The organism is Pantoea sp. UBA6567, from assembly GCF_002434165.1.
Classification (GTDB): Bacteria; Pseudomonadota; Gammaproteobacteria; order Enterobacterales; family Enterobacteriaceae; genus Pantoea; species Pantoea eucrina.
Genome location: NZ_DJJN01000005.1, coordinates 34,433 through 58,594, shown reverse-complemented (window position 1 = coordinate 58,594; position 24,162 = coordinate 34,433). Strand labels below are relative to the sequence as shown.

At 60.6% G+C, this 24,162-nt stretch carries 20 protein-coding genes; 4 read left to right on the top strand and 16 right to left on the bottom strand.

Annotated features, from left to right (window positions below):
* Positions 1-147: 147 nt before the first annotated feature.
* The gene (gene uspA / locus B4M48_RS05520; RefSeq protein WP_039381019.1) at positions 148-585 is read left to right on the top strand and encodes a universal stress protein UspA; all 438 of its coding nucleotides are present in this window, start codon (positions 148-150) and stop codon (positions 583-585) included.
* 55 nt (positions 586-640) lie between these two features.
* On the opposite strand, the gene rsmJ is transcribed toward uspA, so the two are convergent.
* Positions 641-1,390 carry a 16S rRNA (guanine(1516)-N(2))-methyltransferase RsmJ gene (rsmJ, locus tag B4M48_RS05515; RefSeq protein WP_071669270.1) on the bottom strand — a complete coding sequence of 250 codons (750 nt, stop codon included), beginning with the start codon at positions 1,388-1,390 and terminating at the stop codon, positions 641-643.
* 8 nt (positions 1,391-1,398) lie between these two features.
* Positions 1,399-3,441, bottom strand: a complete 2,043-nt coding sequence (gene prlC, locus B4M48_RS05510) for an oligopeptidase A (protein ID WP_039381023.1) — start codon at positions 3,439-3,441, stop codon at positions 1,399-1,401.
* A 357-nt stretch (positions 3,442-3,798) separates the two neighbouring features.
* On the opposite strand from prlC, the gene B4M48_RS05505 reads away from it, so the two are divergent.
* Complete coding sequence (locus B4M48_RS05505; RefSeq protein WP_039381025.1) at positions 3,799-4,641, top strand: 23S rRNA (adenine(2030)-N(6))-methyltransferase RlmJ; 843 nt, start codon at positions 3,799-3,801, stop codon at positions 4,639-4,641.
* 12 nt (positions 4,642-4,653) lie between these two features.
* Here the strand turns inward: B4M48_RS05505 and rnz are convergent, their stop codons facing one another.
* On the bottom strand, positions 4,654-5,565 hold the full coding sequence (gene rnz / locus B4M48_RS05500; RefSeq protein ID WP_039381026.1) for a ribonuclease Z: 912 nt from the start codon (positions 5,563-5,565) through the stop codon (positions 4,654-4,656).
* A 125-nt stretch (positions 5,566-5,690) separates the two neighbouring features.
* On the opposite strand from rnz, the gene gorA reads away from it, so the two are divergent.
* Positions 5,691-7,043, top strand: a complete 1,353-nt coding sequence (gene gorA / locus B4M48_RS05495) for a glutathione-disulfide reductase (RefSeq protein ID WP_094112215.1) — start codon at positions 5,691-5,693, stop codon at positions 7,041-7,043.
* A gap of 45 nt (positions 7,044-7,088) precedes the next feature.
* Here the strand turns inward: gorA and B4M48_RS05490 are convergent, their stop codons facing one another.
* The 5 genes from B4M48_RS05490 to B4M48_RS05470 all read right to left on the bottom strand — a co-directional run bounded on the left by B4M48_RS05490 (position 7,089) and on the right by B4M48_RS05470 (position 12,276).
* The gene (locus B4M48_RS05490) at positions 7,089-8,105 is read right to left on the bottom strand and encodes a zinc-dependent alcohol dehydrogenase family protein (protein WP_039381031.1); all 1,017 of its coding nucleotides are present in this window, start codon (positions 8,103-8,105) and stop codon (positions 7,089-7,091) included.
* A gap of 105 nt (positions 8,106-8,210) precedes the next feature.
* Positions 8,211-9,107 (bottom strand): alpha/beta hydrolase, encoded by an 897-nt coding sequence (locus B4M48_RS05485; protein WP_039381033.1) that lies wholly within the window; start codon positions 9,105-9,107, stop codon positions 8,211-8,213.
* Positions 9,108-9,299: 192 nt separating this feature from the next.
* Positions 9,300-9,641, bottom strand: coding sequence for a hypothetical protein (locus tag B4M48_RS05480; protein WP_039381035.1), 342 nt, complete (start codon positions 9,639-9,641; stop codon positions 9,300-9,302).
* Between the two features lie 25 nt (positions 9,642-9,666).
* A complete protein-coding gene (locus B4M48_RS05475; protein WP_039381038.1) occupies positions 9,667-11,016 on the bottom strand; it encodes a cation:proton antiporter in 1,350 nt (449 codons plus the stop codon).
* Positions 11,017-11,070: 54 nt separating this feature from the next.
* Positions 11,071-12,276, bottom strand: a complete 1,206-nt coding sequence (locus B4M48_RS05470) for an MFS transporter (RefSeq protein ID WP_071669268.1) — start codon at positions 12,274-12,276, stop codon at positions 11,071-11,073.
* 92 nt (positions 12,277-12,368) lie between these two features.
* Between B4M48_RS05470 and B4M48_RS05465 the strand changes: the two genes are divergently transcribed.
* A complete protein-coding gene (locus B4M48_RS05465; RefSeq protein ID WP_039381040.1) occupies positions 12,369-13,301 on the top strand; it encodes a LysR family transcriptional regulator in 933 nt (310 codons plus the stop codon).
* Positions 13,302-13,306: 5 nt separating this feature from the next.
* Here the strand turns inward: B4M48_RS05465 and B4M48_RS05460 are convergent, their stop codons facing one another.
* The 8 genes from B4M48_RS05460 to B4M48_RS05425 all read right to left on the bottom strand — a co-directional run bounded on the left by B4M48_RS05460 (position 13,307) and on the right by B4M48_RS05425 (position 23,862).
* A complete protein-coding gene (locus B4M48_RS05460; RefSeq protein ID WP_039381043.1) occupies positions 13,307-13,813 on the bottom strand; it encodes a TIGR00645 family protein in 507 nt (168 codons plus the stop codon).
* Positions 13,814-13,867: 54 nt separating this feature from the next.
* On the bottom strand, positions 13,868-16,543 hold the full coding sequence (gene kdpD, locus B4M48_RS05455; protein WP_039381045.1) for a two-component system sensor histidine kinase KdpD: 2,676 nt from the start codon (positions 16,541-16,543) through the stop codon (positions 13,868-13,870).
* A gap of 97 nt (positions 16,544-16,640) precedes the next feature.
* Entirely contained in the window at positions 16,641-17,213 is a 573-nt protein-coding gene (kdpC, locus tag B4M48_RS05450; protein WP_039381048.1) for a potassium-transporting ATPase subunit KdpC, read from the bottom strand.
* Between the two features lie 11 nt (positions 17,214-17,224).
* On the bottom strand, positions 17,225-19,273 hold the full coding sequence (kdpB, locus tag B4M48_RS05445) for a potassium-transporting ATPase subunit KdpB (RefSeq protein ID WP_039381051.1): 2,049 nt from the start codon (positions 19,271-19,273) through the stop codon (positions 17,225-17,227).
* Positions 19,274-19,280: 7 nt separating this feature from the next.
* Positions 19,281-20,960: a potassium-transporting ATPase subunit KdpA gene (kdpA, locus tag B4M48_RS05440; protein WP_071669266.1), complete on the bottom strand. Its 1,680-nt coding sequence runs from the start codon at positions 20,958-20,960 to the stop codon at positions 19,281-19,283.
* A complete protein-coding gene (gene kdpF / locus B4M48_RS05435) occupies positions 20,960-21,049 on the bottom strand; it encodes a K(+)-transporting ATPase subunit F (protein WP_071669265.1) in 90 nt (29 codons plus the stop codon). The genes kdpA and kdpF overlap by 1 nt, the downstream gene beginning before the upstream one ends.
* A gap of 108 nt (positions 21,050-21,157) precedes the next feature.
* A complete protein-coding gene (locus tag B4M48_RS05430; RefSeq protein ID WP_039381059.1) occupies positions 21,158-22,321 on the bottom strand; it encodes an HD-GYP domain-containing protein in 1,164 nt (387 codons plus the stop codon).
* Between the two features lie 146 nt (positions 22,322-22,467).
* Entirely contained in the window at positions 22,468-23,862 is a 1,395-nt protein-coding gene (locus tag B4M48_RS05425) for an MFS transporter (RefSeq protein WP_039381061.1), read from the bottom strand.
* Between the last annotated feature and the right edge of the window lie 300 nt (positions 23,863-24,162).

The following is a 24,162-nucleotide window of genomic DNA, read 5'->3' as shown; positions in this document are numbered from 1 at the left end:
GTGACACTGGCTATACTCAGCAGATAACAACAGATCCTGCAGTTTCATTGAGTCACCGGCGCATCATCGCCGCTTCGCGCTAAGGAAAACGCCCGCCGTGGTTTGCGGGAGGGTAGCCCCCCAGAATATTGAGAAAGGAGTTTTATCATGGCCTATAAACATATCCTGATTGCAGTCGATCTCTCTCCGGAAAGCCAGCTGCTGGTGGATAAAGCGGTATCGCTGGCGCGTCCTTATGATGCCAAAATCTCGCTGATCCACGTTGACGTTAACTATTCCGATCTCTATACCGGCCTGATTGACGTAAATCTCGGCGATATGCAGAAGCGCATTTCAGAGGAGACGCACAGCGCCCTGAAAGCTCTCTCCGTCAGCGCAGGCTATCCGGTTGGCGAAACGCTGAGCGGCAGCGGCGATCTGGGCCAGGTGCTGGTGGATGCTATCCGGAAATATGATGTGGATCTGGTGGTCTGCGGACATCACCAGGATTTCTGGAGCAAGCTGATGTCATCCGCGCGTCAGCTGATCAATACCGTGCATATCGATATGCTGATTGTGCCGCTGCGCGACGCAGAAGAAGAATAAAAAAACAGGCCGGGATAACCGGCCTGTTTTATATCTGACGCCCTGCTCTGCCGCTTCAGGTTAGCGGCGGATAGATATCAAAGCGGTGACTTTTTGTTACCACGGCAGACTGTGTCACCACGCCTGCCAGCGGCGGTGCGTAATCAGGACGCTTGACCACGATACGCTTTTTCGCCAGACGCCGCGCAGGCTCCAGCAGCGCATCGGCATCCTCATCAGCCCCCACCAGCGACTGAAATACGCGCATCTCTTTTTTTACCATCGCACTTTTCTGCCGGTGCGGATACATGGGGTCGAGATAGACCACATCCGGCGCGGGCGCGATATCGCTCAGCGCCTGCTGGCTCGCCACGTGCAGCAGCGTCAGCCGCTCGCGCAGCCAGCCGCCGATTTCGCTGTCGGCGTAGCCACGCTGCAGGCCATCCTCAAGCAGCGCGGCGACCACCGGGTGGCGCTCCAGCATCCGCACCCGGCACCCCAGCGCGGCAAGCACAAACGCATCGCGTCCGAGACCGGCCGTTGCGTCGACCACATCCGGCAGATAGCCGCCTTTGATGCCCACGGCTTTGGCCACCGCTTCGCCGCGTCCGCCGCCAAATTTGCGCCGGTGCGCCATGGCACCGGAGACAAAATCGACAAAAATACCGCCCAGCTTAGGCTCATCGCGCTTGCGCAGCTCAAGATGCGCAGACGTGAGCACCAGCGCCAGCGGCGCGTTCTCATCCTGCTCAAGGCCCCAGCGCGTTGCCAGCTGTAATAAGGCGCCGTCTCCGGCGCCTGTTTCATCCACTAAACCGATTTTCACAAGCCGGTTTATCCCTGGATGCCGTAGCTTTTCAGCATGGCATCAAGCTGCGGCTCGCGGCCGCGGAAGCGTTTGAACAGCTCCATTGGCTCTTCAGCACCGCCGCGCGTCAGGATATTGTCAAGGAACGCCTGGCCGGTTTCGCGATTGAAAATGCCCTCATCGCTGAGGCGCGCCCACGCATCTGCTGCCAGCACATCGGCCCATAAATAGCTGTAGTAACCGGCGGCATATCCGCCTGCAAAGATATGGCTGAACGCATGCGGGAAGCGTCCCCACTGCGGCGATTCCACAACGGCAACCTGCTTCTTGACGGCATGCAGGGTATCCATAACCTTCGGCCCCTGCTGCGGGTCAAAACCCGTGTGAAGCTGCAGATCGAACAGGCCGAATTCAAGCTGACGCAGGATAAACAGCGCCGCATGGTAATTCTTCGCTTTCAGCATTTTTTCCAGCAGCTCGTCCGGCAGGGATGAACCGGTTTGGTAGTGACCGGAGATAAAATCCAGCGCATCCGGTTCCCAGCACCAGTTTTCCATAAACTGGCTCGGCAGTTCGACCGCATCCCACGGTACGCCGTTGATACCCGATATTCCCGGGACTTCAACCTGCGTCAGCATGTGGTGCAGACCATGGCCAAATTCGTGGAACAGCGTGATAACTTCGTCGTGCGTAAACAGGGCAGGCTTATCCGACAGCGGCTGGCTGAAATTACAGGTCAGATAGGCGATAGGCTTCTGCAGGCTGCCGTCCGCCTTGCGCATTTTATCAACGCAATTATCCATCCAGGCACCACCGCGCTTATGCTCGCGCGCGTAGAGATCGAGATAGAAACTGCCGCGCAGTTCGCCGCTTTCATCAAACAGGTCGAAGAAGCGGACATCATGATGGTAGATCTCAACGCCCTTGCGCTCTTTAACGTTGATGCCGTAGATACGTTTTACGACTTCAAACAGGCCTTTTAATACGCGGGCTTCCGGAAAATAGGGACGCAGCTGTTCATCACTGATCGCGAAGAGATGCTGCTTCTGCTTTTCACTAAAATAGGTGATATCCCAGGGCTGCATGTTATCAACCCCGTACACCTCTTTAGCGAACTCACGCAGCTGCGCCAGCTCCTGCTCAGCCTGTGGACGGGCGCGTTTTGCCAGATCGCCCAGGAAGTCGATGACCTGAGACGGGCTGTCGGCCATTTTGGTTACCAGCGACTTATCCGCGTAGGAGTCGTAGCCAAGCAGCTGGGCCAGCTCGTGGCGCAGCGCCAGCTGCTCTTCCATTATCGGGCCATTATCCCATTTGCCTGCGTTGGGTCCCTGATCGGAAGCGCGCGTAGCGTACGCACGGTACATCTCTTCACGCAGGGCGGCGTTGTCGCAATAGGTGATAATTGGCAGATAGCTCGGGATATCCAGCGTCAGCAGCCAGCCTTCCTGCTTGCGTAGCTTAGCCTGCGCCTCGGCAGCGGCAAGCGCATCTTCAGGTACACCCGCCAGCTCCGCTTTATCGGTGACAAGTTTGGTCCAGCCCATGGTCGCATCCAGCACATTGTTGCTATAGGCTGAGCCCAGCTCTGACAGGCGCGCCATAATTTTGCCATAGCGCCGCTGTTTGTCTCTTTCCAGCCCGATGCCTGACAGCTCGAAATCACGCAGGCTGTTATCAATAGCGCGCTGCTGCTCCGGGCTGAGTGCAGCAAAGCCTTCGCTTTGCTTCAGGCTGCGATACGCCTTGTAGAGGCCCTCATGCTGTCCAACCCAGGTAGAATATTCAGAAAGCAGCGGCAGCACTTTGTCGAAGGCGTCGCGCAGATCGGGGTTATTTTTTACCGCATTCAGATGGCTGACAGGTGAAAATACGCGGCTCAGACGATCGTCTGCTTCTGCAATAGGCTGAACCAGGCTCTCCCAGGTGTAAGGCGCTCCCCGCGTTACCGCACGATCTACCGTATCACGGCACTCTTCAAGAACCTGAGTCACGGCAGGCACCACATGCTCGGGTTTAATGGCGGTAAAAGGGGGCAGGGTAAAAGGGGTAAGTAATGGGTTAGTCATAAGCGCGATCCTTTCATCATGGAATTATGGGCGCGAATACTCGCGCTACGCAATTTTACTAAAATGCGGGCGCCGGACATTAAAATCAATGCCGTAAAATGGAATAGAAGTAGGAAAAAACGCTCAAAATTGCATTTCCAGGCGCGATCTGGCAGCAAATTAAGCGTGAGCCTGAATCGGCCTGTCACTATTTTGCCGTGCCCTGCCCGCTTTCCCGCGGCTGGCCCGATGCGTACTGCGCTGCCGCAGCGCCGGGGCGGAGGCCGCAAAAGCCCAGCAATTTCTGTACGGTCCGGCTATAATCGCGCCATATTCAATCGTCAACTCCTTTGATCCAACTGCGGACCCCCATCTTTTATGCTGAGTTATCGCCACAGTTTTCACGCCGGCAACCACGCCGACGTGCTGAAACACACCGTTGAAAGCCTGATCCTCACCGCGCTCATGGAGAAGGATAAGCCCTTTCTCTATCTGGATACGCACGCGGGTGCCGGACGCTACCAGCTGAGCAGCGCGCACGCCGAGCGCACGGGTGAATATCTGGAAGGCATCGCCCGCATCTGGCAGCAGCCTGACGCGCCTGCGCTGCTGAAACCCTATCTGAACGCGGTGCGTAACCTGAATCCCGGTGGCACCCTGCGCTACTATCCAGGTTCACCGCTGATCGCCCGTTACCTGCTGCGCGAAGAGGATAAGCTGCAGCTGACCGAACTGCACCCCAGCGACTATCCGCTACTACGCACCGAGTTCAGCAAAGATGCGCGCGCGCGCGTGGAACGCGGCGATGGCTATCAGCAGCTGAAGGCGAAACTGCCACCGCCGGCGCGGCGCGGCCTGATCCTGATCGATCCCCCTTATGAGATGAAAAGCGACTACCAGGATGTGGTGAAAGGGATTCAGGAAGGCTATAAGCGCTTTGCTACCGGTATCTATGCGCTCTGGTATCCGGTGGTAATGCGCCAGCAAATCAAACATATGCTGCGCGATCTGGAAGCTACCGGTATCCGCAATATTCTGCAGATTGAGCTGGCGGTGCGTCCGGACAGCGACCAGCGCGGCATGACCGCCTCCGGCATGATAGTCATTAATCCGCCGTGGAAACTCAAAGCGCAGATGGAAGAGCTGCTGCCGTGGCTGCATAAAACGCTGGTCCCTGCCGGCACCGGGCACTATAGCGTGACGCAGGTAGTACCAGAGTAACCGTCCGGCGCGTTAAATCTCCACAACAGCAAAATCGTGTGCCAGTTCGGTTGCCGCAAACACCGACTGGCACTCCGCCAGCAGCTTGTCCCGATCTGCAGAGAGATAGCGCGAGCTGAAGTGCGTCGCGATCATACGCTTAACCCCCGCCTGCTGCGCCACGGCTGCCGCCTGCACCGTCGTTGAGTGACCGCGCCCGTTGGCCTTCTCCGCCATTGCTGCCTCAAGCGTGGTTTCATGCACCATGACATCGGCGTTGGCCGCCAGCGCCAGCGCGGCGTCGGTCGGCGCGGTATCGCCAAATATTGCCAGCACCTTACCTGCCGTCGCGGGCCCCAGATAGTCTGCGCCGTTAATTTCGCGCCCATCCTCCAGCCGGATAACTTTTCCCTGCTTTAGATCCTGATACCAGGGGCCGCGCGGCACGCCCTCTGCTTTAAGCCGTGCGGCATCCAGAAATCCGGGCTTATCATGCTGCTCAATGCGGTAGCCGTAGCACTCTACGACATGATTCATCGGATAAGCGGTCACCCGGAACTCGCCGTTATCCAGTACCAGACCCGCCTCAATCTCCACGATTTCCAGCGGATAAGTGGTCCATGAACTGCTCAGGCTCAGCGCGTTTTCAACAAATGCCTTCAGCCCCTCAGGGCCATACAGCGTCAGCGGATCGAGCATGCCCGCCATCGAGCGGCTGGTAAGCAGGCCCGGCAGGCCAAAAATGTGATCGCCATGCAGGTGCGTAATGAAAATCTTCTCCAGTTTGCCAGGGCGAAGCGCCGAGCGCATAAACTGATGCTGCGTCGCCTCACCGCAGTCAAACAGCCAGGTGTCGCCACGCTTTGAGAGCGTCAGGGCGATCGCGCTGACATTGCGCTGTAAACTGGGCGCGCCCGCGCCGGTGCCTAAAAAAGTCAGATGCATAATAGCCTTACCTGTAAGCGAAACCTGGATTTCACTCTATCATAATCATAGGCGGAACCTTTGCGCCGCTCCGCCAGGTAGCGGTAAACTTTACGCCATATTTTCTCAACAGACGGAAACAACGGATGACCAGACATTTTGACTACCTCGCTATCGGCGGCGGCAGCGGCGGCATCGCCTCCATTAATCGTGCAGCCATGCACGGCCAGACGTGTGCGCTGATCGAAGCGAAAGAGCTGGGTGGCACCTGCGTTAACGTCGGTTGCGTGCCCAAAAAAGTGATGTGGCATGCGGCACAGATCGCCGAAGCCATTCATCTGTATGGACCCGATTACGGCTTTGATACTACGGTGAACCGCTTTGACTGGGCCACGCTGGTAAAGAACCGCAGCGCCTATATCGATCGCATTCACACCTCTTATGACAACGTGCTGGGCAAAAACAAAGTCGAAGTCATCAAAGGCTTTGCCCGCTTTGTGGATGCGCACACGGTGGAAGTTAATGGTGAAACGATCACCGCCGATCATATTCTGATCGCCACCGGCGGACGCCCGGTGCGCCCTGCTGTGCCAGGTGCCGAATATGGTATCGATTCTGACGGTTTCTTTGAGCTGGGATCCTTACCGCGGCGCGTGGCCGTAGTGGGTGCAGGCTATATCGCCGTCGAGCTGGCAGGCGTGGTCAACGCGCTGGGCGCGGAAACGCATCTGTTCGTGCGTAAACACGCTCCGCTGCGCAGTTTTGATCCGCTCCTGAGCGAAACGCTGGTGGAGGTGATGCAGGCGGAAGGCCCGCAGCTGCATACCGAAGCGACGCCAAAAGCCGTGGTTAAAAATGCTGACGGCAGCCTGACGCTGCAGCTGGAAAATGGCAGCGAACAGACGGTGGATTGCCTGGTCTGGGCGGTGGGTCGTGAACCGGCAACCGATAATCTTAACCTTGACGTGACCGGCGTTGCGCTCGATGAGAAAGGCTATATCCGCGTCGATAAGTTTCAGAATACCAGCGTCGCAGGCATTTATGCGGTAGGAGATAACACCGGTGCCGTCGAGCTGACGCCGGTAGCGGTGGCGGCAGGCCGTCGTCTCTCTGAGCGTCTGTTTAACAACAAACCGGATGAGCATCTCGACTACAGCAATATTCCGACAGTGGTGTTCAGCCATCCGCCGATTGGCACGGTGGGCCTGACCGAACCGCAGGCGCGCGAGCAGTATGGTGATGACCAGGTGAAAGTCTATAAATCCTCTTTTACCGCCATGTACACCGCGGTCACGCAGCATCGCCAGCCGTGCCGCATGAAGCTGGTCTGCGTCGGCCCGGAAGAGAAGATTGTCGGTATTCACGGCATCGGCAGCGGCATGGATGAGATGCTGCAGGGCTTTGCCGTGGCGCTGAAGATGGGTGCCACGAAAAAAGATTTCGACAATACCGTGGCGATTCACCCCACCGCAGCGGAAGAGTTTGTGACGATGCGTTAACAAAAAGGCGCCCGGACGGGCGCCTTTTTTGATCGCCGTAGCCGGTTACCAGGAGACGGTAATTTTGCCAAAGTGGCTGGCGCCCTGCTGATGGCGGAACGCCGCCGGCAGATCGTCAAGCGCCGCAAAATGCTCACCAATCACCGGCCGCACCGCAATCTGCTCCAGCGCCCGCACAAACTCCTGCTGCTGCCGGCGATGGCCCACTATCAGCCCCTGGATCCGCGCCTGCTTCGCCATCAACAGCGAGGTCGGGATCACGCCTTCATGGCCGGTCAGTACGCCAATCAGCGCGATATGTCCGCCGATACGCACCGCTTTGATCGACTCTGCCATGGTGCCCGGTCCGCCCAGCTCAATCACCACGTCCGCACCGATCCCATCCGTCAGCTGCTGTACTTCGCTGCCCCACCCGGGCGTGGTGCGGTAGTTAATGCCGGCATCGGCGCCCAGCTCGCGCGCACGCGCCAGCTTCTCATCAGAGGATGAGGTGACAATCACCCGCGCGCCCATCGCTTTAGCGATCTGCAGTGCGGTAATGGAGACGCCGCCGGTGCCGAGCGTAACGATAGTATCGCCCGCCTTGATCTGCGCATCGCCTACCAGCGCCCGCCACGCCGTCAGCCCGGAGGTGGTGATAGTGGCCGCTTCAGCATGGCTCCAGCCGCGCGGCGCCAGGGTGAAGTGATGCGCCGGGCGCACCACGGTTTCCGCGGCAAAGCCCTGCGCGCCATCTCCCGGCGTGCGGGTGAAGTCGCCCACGCGGGCGTAAGGCAGGCCATCCTGCCACTGCGGGAAAAAGCAGGAAACCACGTGGTCGCCGGGGCGGAATTCGCTGACGCTGCTGCCCACCGCCTCCACGACGCCGGCGCCGTCCGCCATCATAATGCGCCCCGCTTCGGTCGGGATCGATCCGTCGGCAACCAGCAGATCGTGATAATTAAGTGAGGTGGCGTGGATACGGACGCGGATCTCGTCAGCGGCGGGCTTGCCGGGATCGGGCAGATCCACCAGCTGCAGATTATCCAGCCCGCCGGGCTGGTTAAGAATCATCGCTTTCATTCGCTTTTCTCCTGTCAGGACACAATAACGCGTTACCGGTTACTGAGTGTGGCAGTGCAACAGCATTCCCGCCTGGTAGGGTGTGCGGCAGGTGCGCCGCAGCGATCAGCTCAGTTTATCGAGCCAGCGCACATACGCCTGGTCCCAGAGCGCAGCAGGCGTGCCCGCTTTACCCAGGCCAAATCCGTGCCCGCCGCTGCTGAGCTCAATCAGCTCAACCGGTACGCGCATGCGCCGGCAGACGTCGCGCATCAGTTCGGTGTTGTAAGGATTGGAGGTGCGATCGTCCTCTGCCTGGGCGAGAAACGTCGGCGGATAGGCGCGGGTAACATAGTTTTGCACGGACCAGTTCGCCGCCTGGGTCGCAGTGGCGTGCGCCCCCACCATCATCAGGCGGGTCTGCGTATGCTGAAACGGCGCTTCCAGCGTGATCACCGGGTAGATAAGCCCCACGCTGCTGGCTGAAGGCACGATCTCATCCAGCGCGTCCTGCTGCGGATAAGTGCGAAAGTCAGGTCGCGCGGCGGCCATGCCCAGCAGATGGCCGCCGGCCGAAAAGCCGAGCAGGTGCACTTTCGACTCCATCGCGCGTACCATGCGAATGGCGCGCTGTGCATCCTGCAGCGGTGCCAGATTGCCCGCCTGCCACTTTTCACCGGGCAGGCGATAGCTCAGCACATAGGCGGTATAGCCATTGGCATTCAGCCAGCGCGCCACCGGCCACGCCTCCCGGCCCATGCCGATGAAGCGATAGCCACCGCCCGCGGCAATCAGTACCGCCTCGCCGTTGGGGTTTTCCGGACGAAAGCGCTGGATAGCGGGTGAAACGATATTGGTCCATGAGCCTTTAGTATTGACCCTTAACAGGCCGGACGGACCGCCCCCACCCGGCGGCTCATCCGGCCAGAGCGGAATGATGTCATCACGGGCAAACAGCTTGCCGGTGGTCATCGCGAGAACGGTTGCCCCGCTCGCCTGTAAAAAACGACGACGTGTCATCATGTTGCGTGCCAGCCACTCTCAGGAAACACCCGGCCACGGGTCAGATTATTGGTATGACGAAAGTCTGATTTCTATCCGGCGATAATGTACGCATTCCGCACCAAAAAGCCATAAAAAAACGCGCCATAAAAGGCGCGTATAACGTGATGGCTGCCGCTGCTGCCGCGGTGGCACATACCGCAAAGCGGCGGCTTAATCCTGCTGCTGAAACTGCGTCATGACGGTCTGCTCGCACTGCTGCTGATCGTGGCGCAGCTTACCGCGCTCCTCTTCGCCGAGTTCCAGCCAGCCGTTGATCACTTCCTGCGCGATCTCTTCATCAAATTCAGTCTTGTTCATGGCAGAAGGTGACTGGCTGGCGGCCATTTGCGCCTTCAGCTTGGCGGTATAGCTCTCCATGTCACCGGTTTTCTGTTCGCTGCTGACCAGATGGCAGAGCTGGCCGGCGTAGACATTTTCCTGCGCATCCGCATCTGCCGCCAGCGCGCTGGCGGAAAGGGTTAAGCCCGTCAGGGCAATCAATAAGCGTTTCATAAAGGCTCCTGTTGTTTCCGGAAACTCAGGTTTCATCCTGTTGCGTGCGTGCCGCCTGGCGGGCAGCACGCCAGTTTAAAAGCGGTGTCACCGTGATACCGTGCAGCACCACGCTGCATACTACAATGGTCAGGGCCATATCCACCATCTGCTGCGCTTCAGCGCCCTGCAGGCCGTGCACCCAGGCAAAAGCGATATAGTTGATACTGCCGATCCCGCGAATGCCGAGCCAGCCAATCAGCAGCCGGCGCGCGCGCGGCATTTCGCAGCGCCAGGTGGTGAGCCAGACCGCCAGCGGCCGCACCACGACAAACAGCAGCAGCGCCAGGCCGATGCCCATCGGATTCCAGTGGTGCGCCAGCGTAATGCCCAGCACCACCATCAGCGCGGCAGCCAGCAGGCGCTCTACCGTATCGCCAAATGAGAGCGCATCGCCAATGACCAGACCCACGGACTTAACCATGCCGCCGCCGCTCTGCCGCACGCGCTGATTAGGATTCACCATGACTTCAGCCGGCAAATGCTGCTTCTCCTCCGGCAGATCTTCCAGCGGAAAACAGCGCGTGACGCGCAGTTCAGCGCGCCGCAGGCCGACGCCTGCAGCAAAGGTTGCCAGGAAGCCGGAGGCATCCAGCGCCTGCGAGGCGGCATAGCTGAACGCAATAAGCGCCAGCGCGAGAAAATCGTTTGGCGCCACATCGTCGTGCGCGCTGCGCAGCCGCGCCGCGAGCTGGCCGATAACGCGCCCCAGCAGATAACCAATTGCAATACCCCCGCCAATAGACCAGAGCACATCCAGCGTCGCCCACTCCCCCAGGCTGGCGAGATCAAAGCCTTCCGGGCGCATCAGCAGCAGCGCCAGGATCAGCAGCGGCAGCGCCGAGCCATCGTTCATTCCCGCCTCGCTGGAGAGCGCAACGCGCAGCGCATCATCATCGCGCGCATCGTTGACTGAAATCAGGCTGGCCAGCACCGGATCGGTTGGCGCAACAATGGCGCCAAACGCCAGCGACAGCGGCCAGTTAAAGCCGGTGATCCAGTGCACCAGACACGCCATGCCGCCTACCGTCAGCAGCATCGCCGGAAACGCCAGCCGCAGTCCGACCCGCCAGGCGTGCGCTTTCAGCGGCAGGCGCAGCTTCAGACCGGTGATAAACAGCGACGCGGCCATGGTGATTTCGGTGATATGCGCCACCAGCTCAGAGTGACCAACAATATCGATACGCAGCAGGTCCAGCACCCAGGGACCGCAGATAATCCCGGCGATAAGATAGAGGCCAAATGAGGTCACCGGCCCGCGGTGGATCCAGCCGGAGGCCAGTGACATGATCAGTAACAGACCGCCGACAACGGCGGTCCAGGCAAGGAAATTCATAACGCTCCGCTTTTCAAAAACATAACTCCCTTAAGCCTGGCACAGGATTGGAAATTAGTGTCTGAGATGCGCACTGCCCAGGCGTACCAGCAGCGCCAGCAGCGCCGCCGTCGTTGCCAGGGTGACCACGCCGTTCCAGCCAAAATGCGCCAGCGCCAGGCTGCCGAGGGCCGCGCCGGCGGCCATGCCGACAAACACCACGGTAAACATCAGGGCATTCAGGCGGCTGCGCGCCTCAGGTGCCAGGCTGTAGACCAGCGTCTGATGCGCCACCAGCGTCGCCTGCACCCCCAGATCAAATCCCACCGTACTCAGGATAATCACGCCCGGCTGCGCCGCCAGCGGCAGCAGCGGCAGCAGAAACATCAGCGCGAACGACACCATCACCAGCGCAGAGCCATACTGCGTCACCCGCGCCGGACCGATGCGATCGGCTACGCTGCCGGCCAGCGGAGCAGCCAGCGCCCCTGCCGCGCCCGCCAGGCCAAACGCACCCGCGATGGCACTGTCGAAATGAAAGCGCTCGCTCAGCATCAGCGCCAGCGTTGACCAGAAGGCGCTGAATCCCACCGATAGCAGCCCCTGTGCCAGCGCGGCGCGGCGCAGCGTCTGATGCTGACGCCACAGCTGCGCCAGCGACAGCAGCAGGCGCGGATAGCTGACGGCGGTACCGGGTGTGAAGCGCGGCAGCACGCGCCAGAGCGCCAGCGTCATCAGCAGCATGGCACCCGCAGCGATAAAATAGAGCGTACGCCAGCCGGCATACTCCGCCACCAGGCCGCTGATCACGCGCGACAGCAGAATGCCCGCCAGCAGCCCGGTCATTACCACGCCAACCGTCTTGCCCCGGCGATGCTCCGGTGCCAGCGCGGCAGAGGCAGGCACAATATCCTGCGCGACGGTAGCGGTCAGCCCGGTGACAAAGCTGGCGATCAGCAGCGCGCCGATTCCGCCGGCAAAGCCACACAGCAGCAGCGAGGCCACCAGCAGTAGACCTTTAATCAGAATAATGGTCCGCCGGTCGTGGCGATCGCCCAGCGGGGCCAGCAGCAGGATCCCCAGCGCATAGCCCGCCTGCGTCAGCATCGGCACCATACCGGTGCTGCTGATGCCGGTATTAAACGTTTTACTGATGATATCCAGCATGGGCTGACTGTAGTAGATAGAGGCGACGCTCAGGCCGGCACCGGCGGCAAGCGTAAACAGCAGCGGAGCGGGAAGCGTTTCTGCGCGACGGGCAGATGACAATAAAACAGACATAGGTGACTCTCCTGAAAAGTTGCGCCTATTAAAGCGCGCGGCAGCCATACGCGGTAGAGTGTGACAGGACACAACCGTTATGCGTGGTACGTATGAATAACCTGACCAGCACCGATCGTATTGCCCTGATGCAGACCTTTATCCGTATCGTTGAGAGTGGCTCCCTCTCCGCCGCCGCGCGGCAGCTTAATACCACCCAGCCTACCGTCAGCCGCCGGCTGCAGGCGCTGGAGCACTATCTCGGCCTGAAGCTGATACTGCGCACCACCCATGCGCTCAAGCTGACCGATGACGGGGAGCGCTGCTATACGCAGGCGCGCCAGCTGCTGGCAACGTGGTATGCGCTGGAGGATGAACTGACCGGCTCACATGACGAACCAGCGGGCACGCTGCGGGTGCGCGCACCGCACGCTTTCGGGCAGGATCAGCTGATTACGCCGCTGGTCGCCTGGCTGGAGCGCTATCCGCGTCTGAATGTAGAGTGGATGCTTAACGATCGCACGCCGGACTTTATCAGTGAAAACGTGGACTGTGCGATTCAGGTTGGTGCGCCGGACGATCCGGGCATTGTGGCCGTGCTGCTGGCGGAAGTGCCGCGTATTGTAGTGGCAGCGCCGGCGCTGCTGGCCGCCCATCCGCCCGTGACGCAGGCAGAAGAACTGACACAGCTGCCGTGGCTGGCGCTGACCAGCTTTTATCGCAATGAGATTGCGCTGCAGCGCGTCAGCGATAGCGCAATGGTGAACCTGGCGATCGCGCCGCGGCTCGCCAGCGACAGCCTTTATGCGGTGCGCAAGGCCGCGCTGGCCGGAATGGGCGTGGCGCTGGTTTCATCGTGGGTGGTACAGGACGATCTGGAGAGCGGCGCGCTGGTGCAGCTGCTGCCGGCGTGGCAGGCGCCGCCGCTGCCGGTCTGGCTGACCTACCCGTGGGCCAGCTACTATCCGGCAAGGCTGCGCCATTTTTTTACGCTGATTAAAACGGTCATGCCGCAGCTGCTCGGCACCCGCCCCCCGGCACGCTGAGCAGATCAGCCAGCGTGCTTTTTCTCCATTTTTGACATGTTATCCAGCCAGCCCATAACAAACGCGGAGAGCACAAAGGTCAGATGGATGATCACGTACCACATCAGCTTGTCGTTGGCGACGTTGCGCGCATCCATAAAGATACGCAGCAGATGGATAGAGGAGATCGCCACAATGGAGGCGGCGACTTTATTTTTAAGCGAGCCGGAGTCCATCTTGCCCAGCCAGCTCAGCTTCTCTTTGTGTTCGGCGATATCGAGCTTCGAGACAAAGTTTTCATAGCCGGAGAGCATCACCATCACCAGCAGCCCTCCGACCAGTGTCATGTCAACCAGCGACAGCAGCAGCAGGATCAGATCGTTTTCCGCAATGCTGAGGATGTTCGGCAGCAGATGGAAAATTTCCTGAAAAAATTTAACGGTCAGCGCCAGCAGGCCCAGCGAAAGTCCAATGTAAACCGGTGCCAGCAGCCAGCGGGATGAATACATCAGGTTTTCGGTAAAACGTTCCATAAGTTTCCATAAGTTAGCAGCGAAGCTGCCGAGTATACCCGAACTTGTGTGAAGTTATTTAAGTGCGGCCTCGGAAATTTCCGGCGGCGCCGGGAGCGGGAGCGACAGACGAAACTCAGCGCCGCCGCTGGCACGGTTTTCCGCCCAGATGCGTCCGCGATGCGCTTCAGTGATGGTCTTGCTGATCGCCAGCCCCAGTCCGACCCCCGGTACGGCAGACTCTTTATCACCCCGGGCAAACTTTTCAAAAATCTGCGTCAGGCTGTCGCCCGCGATGCCCGGCCCGCTGTCCCAGACGCCAATTTCCAGCCGGCTGCCGTCGCGCCAGGCGCGAATACCGTGCTGCGCCGCGTTACCGGCATACTTCAGGCTGTTCTCAATCAGATTGGAAAACACCCGCTCCAGCATCGCGCTGTCGCCTTTAATCAATACCAGCTCTGACGGCAGCGCCAGCTCAAACGCGTGGCCTTTAAGCATCGGCCCCATGCTGCGCAGCGCGCCATCGATCACCTCATCCAGCGCCACCCACTCTTCGCGCAGCTGCAGGCCGCCGGACTGAATGCGCGCCATATCCAGCATATTGCTGACCAGACGAATCGTGCTCAGCGTCTGTTCACGGATCTGGCCGGCCTGCGCGACAAACGGCGACTGCGCATGCGCCAGATCGAGCATCAGCATCTCTGCCTGACCAAACAGCACCGTCAGCGGCGTGCGTAAATCGTGTGACAGTGCCGATAGCAGCGCATTGCGCAGCTGCTCGCGCTCTGCTGCGAGGCGCGAAGCCGCTTCGCTCTGCGTCAGCGCCATGCGCTCCAGCGCGTTGGCGATCAGCACGGTAAACGTCTCCACCAGCCGCTGCTGCTCCGGGATCATCAGCTGGCGCAGGTTCTCCGGCTCAACCACCAGCAGACCCCGGCACTGCTGGCCGCTCTTCAGCGGAACAATCTGGTAGGGCACGGCCGGCAGCGTATCGGTGCCGGCGCCGGCAGGCTGACCTTTGCTGTAGCTCCATTTTGCGATTCCGGCATCGGGCGGCGTGCCGCGTAAGTCCGGTCCGGTTGCCTGCAGCTCCCCCTGCTCATCGGGCAGCAGCAGCTGACTGCGCGCCTGCAGCGTCACCTCAATCACTCGCTGTGCGGTAGCGGCAATATCCTGCGGCGTCAGCGCGCTGCCGAGCGATTTCGCCATTTCATAGAGATAGCGGGCGCGCTGCTCGCGATAGCGCGCCACCCTGGCCTGGTAGCGCACGCCGGCGGTGAGATTTCCTACGATCACGCCGACCGCCAGCATCACGCCAAAGGTGACCAGATACTGCAGGTCAGAGACGGCGACGGTGCCGGTGGGCGCGACAAACATCAGATCAAACGCGACGATATTGATCACGGTGGCAAACACCGAGGGCCAGCGCCCGTAGCGCAGTGCCACCAGCACGACCGACAGCAGATAGATCATGACGGCGTTGGCGCTATCGAACTCTGCAAGCAGGCCGCGTCCGATAAACGTCACCGCAAGGCAGAGCAGCAGCGCCATGATGCAGCCGCGCAGCCGCAGCCGCCACTTATCGCTGCTGACCGGTTTGCTGCTGGCCGCATGCAGCGCCGGGCGCAGCGGCTCATCCAGCGCCACGACCAGCAGATCGAGATCCGGCCCCAGCTCGCCGAGACGCTGGGCGAAGCTGTCGCGGCGGAAGCGCCGGTGCGGCTGGCGTCCGGCGACAATTTTGCCCAGATTATGCTCCCGCGCGTAGCGCAGCACCGCGCGCACCTCATCGGGATCGGCGAGCGTGGCCGTTTCCGCGCCCAGCTCCTGCGCCAGCTGTAACGTACGCAGGATCGCGCGCCGCTGCGCCTCCGGCAGGCGATGCAGGCGCGGGGTTTCCACATAAACGGCGTGCCAGACGCTGCCGAGCCGCGCGGCCAGACGTGCGGCGGTTCGCACCAGCTTTTCGCTGCCGGTATCATCACCAATACAGAGCAGAATCGCATCCCGCGTATGCCAGACCCGATCGCGTCCCTGCTGGTCACGCCAGGCGCGCATCTGATCGTCCACGCGATCGGCGGTGCGACGCAGCGCCAGTTCACGCAGCGCAAACAGATTGCCTTTGCGGAAAAAGTTTTCAATCGCGCGCTCGGCCCGGTCGCCGACGTAGACTTTGCCCTCTTTCAGCCGCTGACGCAGATCGTCCGGCGGCAGGTCCACCAGCACTACCTCATCTGCGCTGTCAAAAAAGGGATCGGGCACGGTTTCGCGCACCTGAATTCCGGTGATACCGGCTACTACGTCATTGAGGCTTTCGAGGTGCTGCACGTTTACCGTGGTGATGACATCGATGCCGGCATCAAGCAGCTCGTCAATATCCTGCCAGCGTTTGGGATGGCGCGCGCCCTGAACGTTGGTATGCGCCAGCTCATCCATCAGGATCACCGCCGGATGACGCGCCAGCGCCGCATCCAGATCGAACTCCGTGTGGTGCGAGCGACCGGTGGTGCGACGCGGCAGCAGCGTCAGGCCATGCAGCAGCGCGGCCGTTTCTGCGCGATTGTGGGTTTCCACGATACCGGCCAGCACATCCAGCCCCTGCGCGCGCAGCCGCTGCGCCTCCTGCAGCATCGCAAAGGTTTTGCCCACGCCGGCACAGGCGCCAAAATAGATTTTCAGCTTGCCGCGATGGCTGTCGCTATGGCTGAGCAGCAGCGCATCGGGGTCCGGACGAGGCAGTTCATCATTCATGTCGTTCAAATAGTGAATTCCGTACGATCAGTGAAAGGGTCGCCATACATGGCGACCCTGCGTTGCAGGGTGCGCATTTATGCGCACCGAATGTGCCTCATCCCTGCAAATTATCCAGCGCCATATTGAGCCGCAGCACGTTCACCGTCTCTTCGCCGATAAACGGCAGCAGCGGACGCCCGGTGTTACGCGCAATCAGCGCCTCAACGTCTTTCAGCGTCATATTGCGCGCTGCCGCAATGCGCGGTGCCTGCCACAGCGCGGCTTCAGGAGAGATATCCGGATCCAGGCCGCTGCCTGAAGCGGTGACCAGCTCCACCGGCACCGCTGACGGCGCCTGCGGATTCGCCGCCCGCAGCGCGGCCACGCGCGCGGCGACGGCGCTGTCCAGCGCCGGGTTACTCCCGGCCAGGTTGCTGCCACCGGAAGCCTGCGCGTTATAAGGCCGCTCCGCCGTAGCCGATGGCCGACCCTGGAAATAGCCGGGCTGAGTGAACTGCTGCCCAATCAGCGCTGAGCCGCGCACGCTGCCCGCCTGCCTCAGCAGCGAACCGCTCGCCTGCTGCGGAAACCACCACTGTGCCAGCCCGGTGGTCAGCAGCGGATAGAGAACACCGGTAAACAGCATCAGCACCATAAACAATACAACAGCCGGACGTAACTGACTCATCTCTCTTCTCCTTACACCAGGCCTGACAGCGTGAGCAGCAGGTCAATCGCTTTAATACCGATAAAAGGCACCACCAGCCCGCCCGCACCGTAAATCCACAGATTGCGTCGCAGCAGCGCTGCCGCGCTCACCGGCCGGTAACTCACCCCTTTCAGCGCCAGCGGAATAAGAAACACAATCACCAGTGCGTTGAAGATCACCGCCGACAGGATCGCGGAGGCGGGAGAGTGCAGCGCCATGATATTGAGCATGCTGAGCTGCGGGTAGGTCACGGCAAACGCCGCCGGAATGATGGCAAAATATTTCGCCACGTCGTTGGCGATGCTAAAGGTGGTCAGCGACCCCCGCGTCATCAGCATCTGCTTACCGATATGCACCACCTCCAGCAGCTTGGTCGGATTCGAGTCGAGATCGACCATGTTCCCCGCCTCTTTCGCCGCCTGGGTGCCGGAGTTCATCGCCACCGCGACATCCGCCTGCGCCAGCGCAGGCGCATCGTTGGTGCCGTCGCCGGTCATCGCGACCAGCCGTCCTTCTGACTGATACTGACGGATCAGCGCCAGTTTAGCCTCCGGCGTCGCTTCTGACAGAAAGTCATCCACGCCCGCCTCTGCGGCGATAGCCGCTGCGGTCAGCGGGTTGTCGCCGGTGATCATCACGGTTTTAATGCCCATCCGGCGCAGTTCAGCAAAACGCTCTTTGATGCCGCCTTTGACAATGTCTTTCAACGCCACCACGCCCAGAACCTGCGCGCCTTCGGCTACCACCAGCGGCGTGCCGCCCGCGCGCGCGACCTCCTCAACCCGGGCGTTGACCTCCGCCGGAAAGCGTCCATTGCCGGCGTCGATATAGCGGCGCACGGCGTCCACGGCGCCTTTACGGATCAGCCGATCCTGCACGTTCACGCCGCTCATGCGGGTCTGAGCGGAAAAAGGGATAAAGCTGGCGCCCATTGCGCTGAGATCGCGTTCGCGCAGGTTAAACCGCTGCTTCGCCAGCACCACAATGCTGCGTCCTTCCGGCGTTTCATCTGCCAGAGAGGCGAGCTGTGCCGCATCCGCCAGCTGCTCTTCGCTGACGCCTGGCGCGGGCAGAAACTGCGTCGCCTGGCGATTACCGAGCGTGATGGTGCCGGTTTTATCCAGCAGCAGCACGTCAACGTCCCCTGCCGCCTCCACCGCGCGTCCGCTGGTGGCGATCACGTTTGCCCCCAGCATGCGGCTCATGCCCGCCACGCCAATGGCCGACAGCAGGCCACCAATCGTGGTGGGAATAAGACAGACCAGCAGCGCCACCAGTACCGTGACGCTGACCGGTGTACCGCCGTACGCGGAAAATGGCCACAGCGTGGCGGTCACCAGCAGAAATACGATGGTCAGTGAAACCAGCAGAATGGTCAGCGCGACCTCATTCGGGGTTTTACGACGTTTTGCGCCCTCCACCATGGCGATCATCCGATCGAGAAAGGTTTCGCCCGGATTGACGCTGCACCGGATCACCAGCCAGTCAGACAGAATGCGCGTGCCGCCGGTAACGGAAGCAAAATCACCGCCGGACTCGCGTATCACCGGCGCCGATTCGCCGGTAATGGCGCTCTCATCTACCGACGCGCCGCCCTCCAGTACATCGCCGTCGCACGGGATCACATCGCCCGCCTCAACCAGGACCACGTCACCTTTGCGCAGCGTATCCGCAGAGACTGGCTGCCATGCAGCACCATAGTGCGCTGCCGCAAGCTTCTTCGCCTCGCTGGTTTTCTTAATGCCTTTCAGGCTGTTGGCCTGCGCCTTGCTGCGCCCTTCCGCCAGCGCTTCTGCAAAGCTGGCGAACAGCACGGTTATCCAGAGCCAGAAGGCAATGGCGCCGGTAAAGCCGGCGCTGCCGCTCAGCCAGCCCGCCAGCATGCCGCCGGCCAGCAGCGACGTCAGCACGCTGCCCAGCCATACCAGAAACATCACCGGGTTGCGAAACTGCACGCGCGGATCGAGTTTTTTTACCGCATCCAGCAGCGCGGTGCGGGTCAGCTGCGCATCAAACAGCGCCAGTTGTTGACGACTCATGATTGCGTTATTCCTGAATCAGTTGCAGATGTTCCGCGACCGGCCCAAGCGCCAGCGCGGGAATAAAGGTCAGCGCACCCACCAGCAGCACGGTGCCTGTGAGCAGGCCGATAAACAGCGGGCCGTGCGTCGGCAGCGTACCGTTACCCGCGGGCTGAACGTTTTTTGCCGCCAGCGATCCGGCAATCGCCATAACCGGAATAATGATGCCGAAGCGGCCAGCCAGCATGCAGACGCCGAGCAGCAGGTTCCAGAACGGCGTGTTGGCGCTGAGTCCGGCAAAAGCGCTGCCGTTGTTATTTGCCGCAGATGAGACCGCATAGAGTATTTCGCTGAATCCGTGAATGCCGGGGTTGGCCATCGCCGCGCGACCGGCATCGGTCATCAGCGCCAGTGCGGTACCCAGCAGCACCAGCGCAGGCGTGACCAGAATCGCCAGCGCGGTCATTTTCATCTCCCATACGTCGATTTTTTTACCGCGATACTCCGGCGTGCGTCCGATCATCAGCCCGGCGATAAACACCGCCAGCAGAACGAACAGCAGCATGCCGTACAGCCCTGCGCCCACGCCGCCGAATACCACTTCGCCCAGCTGCATCAGCCACATCGGCACCATGCCGCCCAGCGCGGTAAAGGAGTCATGCATTGCATTAACCGCGCCGCAGGAGGCTGCCGTGGTAATTACCGCGAACAGGCCCGAGTTGAGTATGCCGAAGCGCGTCTCCTTGCCCTCCATGTTGAGCGCGCTGTCAGCGCCCAGCGCCAGGAAATGCGGGTTGCCCCGTACCTCTGCCCACATCACCGCCGAGGCCGCGAGGACAAACAGAATACTCATGCTCCACAGCAGCATATGGCCCTGCCGGCGATCGTTCAGGTGCTGCCCGAACGTAAAGCAGAGCGACGCCGGGATCAGGAAAATGCTCAGCATCTGAACAAAGTTGGTCAGGGCGGTCGGATTCTCAAACGGGTGGGCAGAGTTCGCGTTAAAGAACCCACCGCCGTTGGTGCCGAGCATCTTGATGGCTTCCTGTGAGGCTACCGGACCGAGCGGCAGCGTCTGCTGTGCGCCCTCCAGCGTGGTGAGGGTGTGATACGCCGCAAAGCTCTGGATGGTGCCCTGGCTGACATAAAACAGCGCAATCACCAGGCTGAGCGGCAGCAGGACGTAGAGCGTGATGCGCGTCAGGTCACGCCAGGCGTTGCCGAGCGTCGCCAGCGAGCGGTTAGCAAACCCGCGCATCAGGGCAAACGCTACGGCGATACCGGTTGCCGCAGAGAGAAAGTTTTGTACCGTCAGCCCCGCCATCTGGCTGAAGTAGCTCAGGCTGCTCTCACCGCCATACGCCTGCCAGTTGGTATTGGTGACAAAGCTTACCGCAGTGTTAAACGCCAGATCCCAGCTCAGGCCCGGCATCTGCTGCGGATTAAGCGGCAGCGCCCCCTGCAGCATCAGTATCGCCAGCAGCACCACGAAGCCCACGGCGTTAAACAGCAGCAGCGCCAGCAGATAGTGCTGCCAGCGCATCGCCGCTGTGCCGCTGCCCGTCAGCTGCCACAGCAGGTGCTCGGTGCGCGGCAGCAGCGGTTTATCCGCCACCAGCCGCGCCAGAAACCGACCCAGCGGCTGCGCCAGCGCCATCAGCACCAGCAGAAACAGCGCGATCAGTAAGAATGCATTCGCCGCCATCAGAATGCCTCCGCATTAAGCAGGGCATAAACCAGATAGCCCAGCAACAAAATCAGCAGCACAATGCCCGCTATTACGCCCACGCTCACAGCAACCTCCGGAGTAGTCAGTAGTGCGGCAAGCATGCGCGGCGCGGCATAAAGAAGGGATAAAAAGGCGGAGGACGGGCGTAAAGAAAGTATAAATATGGCGTAAAATTAAGCGCTTTCCAGCGCCCAGACGCGGTTAAGGTCGATGTTCTGCCACAGCGACCCCTCTTCAGCACCGGTAATGCTGTCGGTACAGAAGCTGTCGCCTAAATCGACAATTTCCGGTTTCACTTCGCGCCGGGCATGCAGCGACCAGAAGACGTGCAGTTTAGGCTTCAGCAGCGATTTTTCACCCGCCTGCACCACCAGCGCGACCCGTCCCGACGCCAGACGTACCAGCGATCCGACCGGATAGATGCCAATCGACCGTACAAAACTGTGCAGCAGCGCGGGATCGAAATGGCCGCGCCAGCTCAGCATATTGTGCATCGCTTCTGCAGGCGTCCAGCCTTTACGGTAGGGACGATGCGAGGTGAGCGCGTCATAGACATCACAGACGGAGGCCATGCGGGCATAGAGCGTGATCTCCTCGCCGCGCAGGCCGTGCGGGTAGCCGCTGCCGTCAAATTTTTCGTGATGATGCAGCGCCACATCCAGCAGATCGTAGCCCGCATCCGCCTCCATCAGCATCTGCGCGCCAACAATCGGGTGTTCACGCATGACCGCGAACTCATCGTCGCTCAGCTTGCCGGGCTTATTGAGGATCGCCAGCGGCACGGCCGCTTTGCCGACGTCGTGCAGCAGGCCAGCCATGCCTGCGCGACGCAGCCGGTCGGCCTCCAGCCCCAGTTTCTTCCCGAGCGAGATCATCAGCCCGCACACCGCCATGGAGTGCAGATAGGTGTAGTCATCGTGATTTTTCAGGCGCGCCACGCTGAGCAGCGCTGAAGGCTCACGCGCAATCGATCCCGCTATCTGATCAACCAGATCGAGCGTGAAGCTGAGATCGAGGCGCTGCCCCATACGGGCCTCATTAAACATCGCCAGCACGCGCGGCTTGCCCTGGGCGAAAATCTGCTGCGCCTGATCCAGCTCGCGGAAAAAGGCACTCTCCGCAACCGGCGCTCTGACGGGCTGGCTGTGCGGGATCGGCACCGACTTATCGAGATCGATCCAGACCTGGCGGATCCCTTCACTGCGGATCATGGCGATCTGGCGGCGGTCAGTGATCAGCATAAGGTTGCGAATGCGCCGATCTTTCAGCCACCAGACCTCAAGTTTGTGGATAAACATGCCCTCTTGCAGTTCGTCCACGGAAATCAGCTTTATCACACGTACTCTCCTGACTCGCTGTGGATGGTCAGGAGGGGTATCGGCAGCTGATCAAAAAATCTTCAGAGGCGTTTTGTGCGGCTGTGAGCCCGCCGGTAAAGCGCACATTTTCCCGCTGGTGCCCTTTACCGGTGGCGGTGAACAGACTACCGGCTCAGAGCGCCTTCGCCCTGCTCACGGCGCGGCGTGCGCGTCTGGCCCGCAGGCGTCTGGCTCTCTGCGCGCTGAATCGGTCCCATCACCAGCAGAAACAGCAGGGCCGCGATAATACAGTGCGCGCCAACAAACAGCAGGCCAACGCTGTAGCTGCCGGTCAGGCCGACAATAATGCCAAACAGTAGCGGCGTGATGAAGCCAGCCATATTGCCGATACCGTTGAAGATGGCACCAGCCAGCCCTACCGCCTCTTTTGGCGCGGTATCGCTGACAATGGTCCAGGTGCCCGCGCCCGCCGCCACGCCCTTGCCGAAGAACGCGAAAGACATGATAGCGATAATACCGGCGTTGCTCGGGATCACCGCGGCCAGCGTCAGCGAAGCCGCCATCACCATACCGGCGATAAACGGCCCCTTGCGCGCCCAGGAGAGGCTCCAGCCGCGCGCCAGCAGCCTGTCAGAGAGGAAACCGCCGCTGATGCCGCCAAGAAATCCAAACAGCGCCGGCGCAATGGTGGCAAAACCGGCATCCATGATATTCATGCCGCGCGCCTGAACCAGATAGATAGGGAACCAGGTAATGAAGAAGTAGCTGAGTGCAATCGTGCAGTACTGCCCCAGATAGGCGCACCACAGCATGCGGCTGCTGAGCAGCAGTTTAAACATGCGTTTATCGACCGGAGGACGGGCTTTCAGCGTCTCTGCGGCATCAATATCCACCAGCGCACCGCCCTGCTCAATGTAGTCCAGCTCGCTTTTTGTCACGCGCGGATGCTGACGCGGCGTGTGCATCCACGCCATCCAGCCAAACACGGCCAGAATGCCGATGGTGCCCAGCACAAAGAACGGCCACTCCCAGCCAAACCGCATGACCAGCCAGCCTGAGATGGGCGAAAAAATGGCGACGGCAAAATATTGCGCCGAGGCAAACAGCGATGAGGCGCGGCCGCGTTCGGCTCCGGGAAACCACATAATGACCGCGCGGGCGTTGGCGGGAAAGCTCGGCGCTTCTATCAGCCCCAGCGCAAAACGCAGCGCAAACATCAGCGTCAGCGTCATGGTTACGCCGGCGGAGAACTCACCGACAAAGCCCATCAGCAGCGTGGAGACCGACCAGAGCACCAGCGTCGCGCCGTAGACTTTTTTGGTGCCAAAGCGGTCGAGCAGCAGGCCGCCGGGGATCTGACCAATCACGTAAGCCCAGCTGAAGGCGGAGAGGATCAGGCCAAGCTGGATCGCTGAAAGACCAAACTCCTCTTTAATTGCGGAACCGGAGATCGACAGGATCGAACGGTCAGCATAGGCCACCACCGACAGAAACAGGATCAGACACAGGATCCAGAGGCGCACACGGCTGGTTTCACTGCGGGTTTGACGTTGCAACATAGGCTCAGTTCCTTGAAAGGGGAAGCGTCCTGTCGCGATGCGACAGGGATCAGCAATACCGCGCAATCTTTACTGTTCAGCAACTATAGAAAGCGGGCTGGTGCGCGGTCATTGTGCGGTTGCAGGGATCGGCAGGTTAAAAACGGTCCCGCTTTCAGCGTTTGGCACAATGCCGCGTGCTGTGCCGCACAGATTGCCGATCTTTCTCCGGTGACCGCCGCAGAGTGTGCGCCAGGCGAAAGAAAAGGCGGCTGGCGCTGGCTATGTGGGAGCCGATCTGTGCTCCCGGCAGCAAAACGC

What these genes read in the sequence shown, in the direction of transcription:
- uspA (WP_039381019.1), top strand. Translation starts at nt 148, where the DNA reads ATGGCCTATAAACATATCCTGATTGCAGTCGATCTCTCTCCGGAAAGC.
- prlC (WP_039381023.1), bottom strand. Translation starts at nt 3,441, where the DNA reads ATGACTAACCCATTACTTACCCCTTTTACCCTGCCCCCTTTTACCGCC.
- B4M48_RS05505 (WP_039381025.1), top strand. Translation starts at nt 3,799, where the DNA reads ATGCTGAGTTATCGCCACAGTTTTCACGCCGGCAACCACGCCGACGTG.
- rnz (WP_039381026.1), bottom strand. Translation starts at nt 5,565, where the DNA reads ATGCATCTGACTTTTTTAGGCACCGGCGCGGGCGCGCCCAGTTTACAG.
- gorA (WP_094112215.1), top strand. Translation starts at nt 5,691, where the DNA reads ATGACCAGACATTTTGACTACCTCGCTATCGGCGGCGGCAGCGGCGGC.
- B4M48_RS05490 (WP_039381031.1), bottom strand. Translation starts at nt 8,105, where the DNA reads ATGAAAGCGATGATTCTTAACCAGCCCGGCGGGCTGGATAATCTGCAG.
- B4M48_RS05485 (WP_039381033.1), bottom strand. Translation starts at nt 9,107, where the DNA reads ATGATGACACGTCGTCGTTTTTTACAGGCGAGCGGGGCAACCGTTCTC.
- B4M48_RS05480 (WP_039381035.1), bottom strand. Translation starts at nt 9,641, where the DNA reads ATGAAACGCTTATTGATTGCCCTGACGGGCTTAACCCTTTCCGCCAGC.
- B4M48_RS05475 (WP_039381038.1), bottom strand. Translation starts at nt 11,016, where the DNA reads ATGAATTTCCTTGCCTGGACCGCCGTTGTCGGCGGTCTGTTACTGATC.
- B4M48_RS05470 (WP_071669268.1), bottom strand. Translation starts at nt 12,276, where the DNA reads ATGTCTGTTTTATTGTCATCTGCCCGTCGCGCAGAAACGCTTCCCGCT.
- B4M48_RS05465 (WP_039381040.1), top strand. Translation starts at nt 12,369, where the DNA reads ATGAATAACCTGACCAGCACCGATCGTATTGCCCTGATGCAGACCTTT.
- B4M48_RS05460 (WP_039381043.1), bottom strand. Translation starts at nt 13,813, where the DNA reads ATGGAACGTTTTACCGAAAACCTGATGTATTCATCCCGCTGGCTGCTG.
- kdpD (WP_039381045.1), bottom strand. Translation starts at nt 16,543, where the DNA reads ATGAATGATGAACTGCCTCGTCCGGACCCCGATGCGCTGCTGCTCAGC.
- kdpC (WP_039381048.1), bottom strand. Translation starts at nt 17,213, where the DNA reads ATGAGTCAGTTACGTCCGGCTGTTGTATTGTTTATGGTGCTGATGCTG.
- kdpB (WP_039381051.1), bottom strand. Translation starts at nt 19,273, where the DNA reads ATGAGTCGTCAACAACTGGCGCTGTTTGATGCGCAGCTGACCCGCACC.
- kdpA (WP_071669266.1), bottom strand. Translation starts at nt 20,960, where the DNA reads ATGGCGGCGAATGCATTCTTACTGATCGCGCTGTTTCTGCTGGTGCTG.
- B4M48_RS05425 (WP_039381061.1), bottom strand. Translation starts at nt 23,862, where the DNA reads ATGTTGCAACGTCAAACCCGCAGTGAAACCAGCCGTGTGCGCCTCTGG.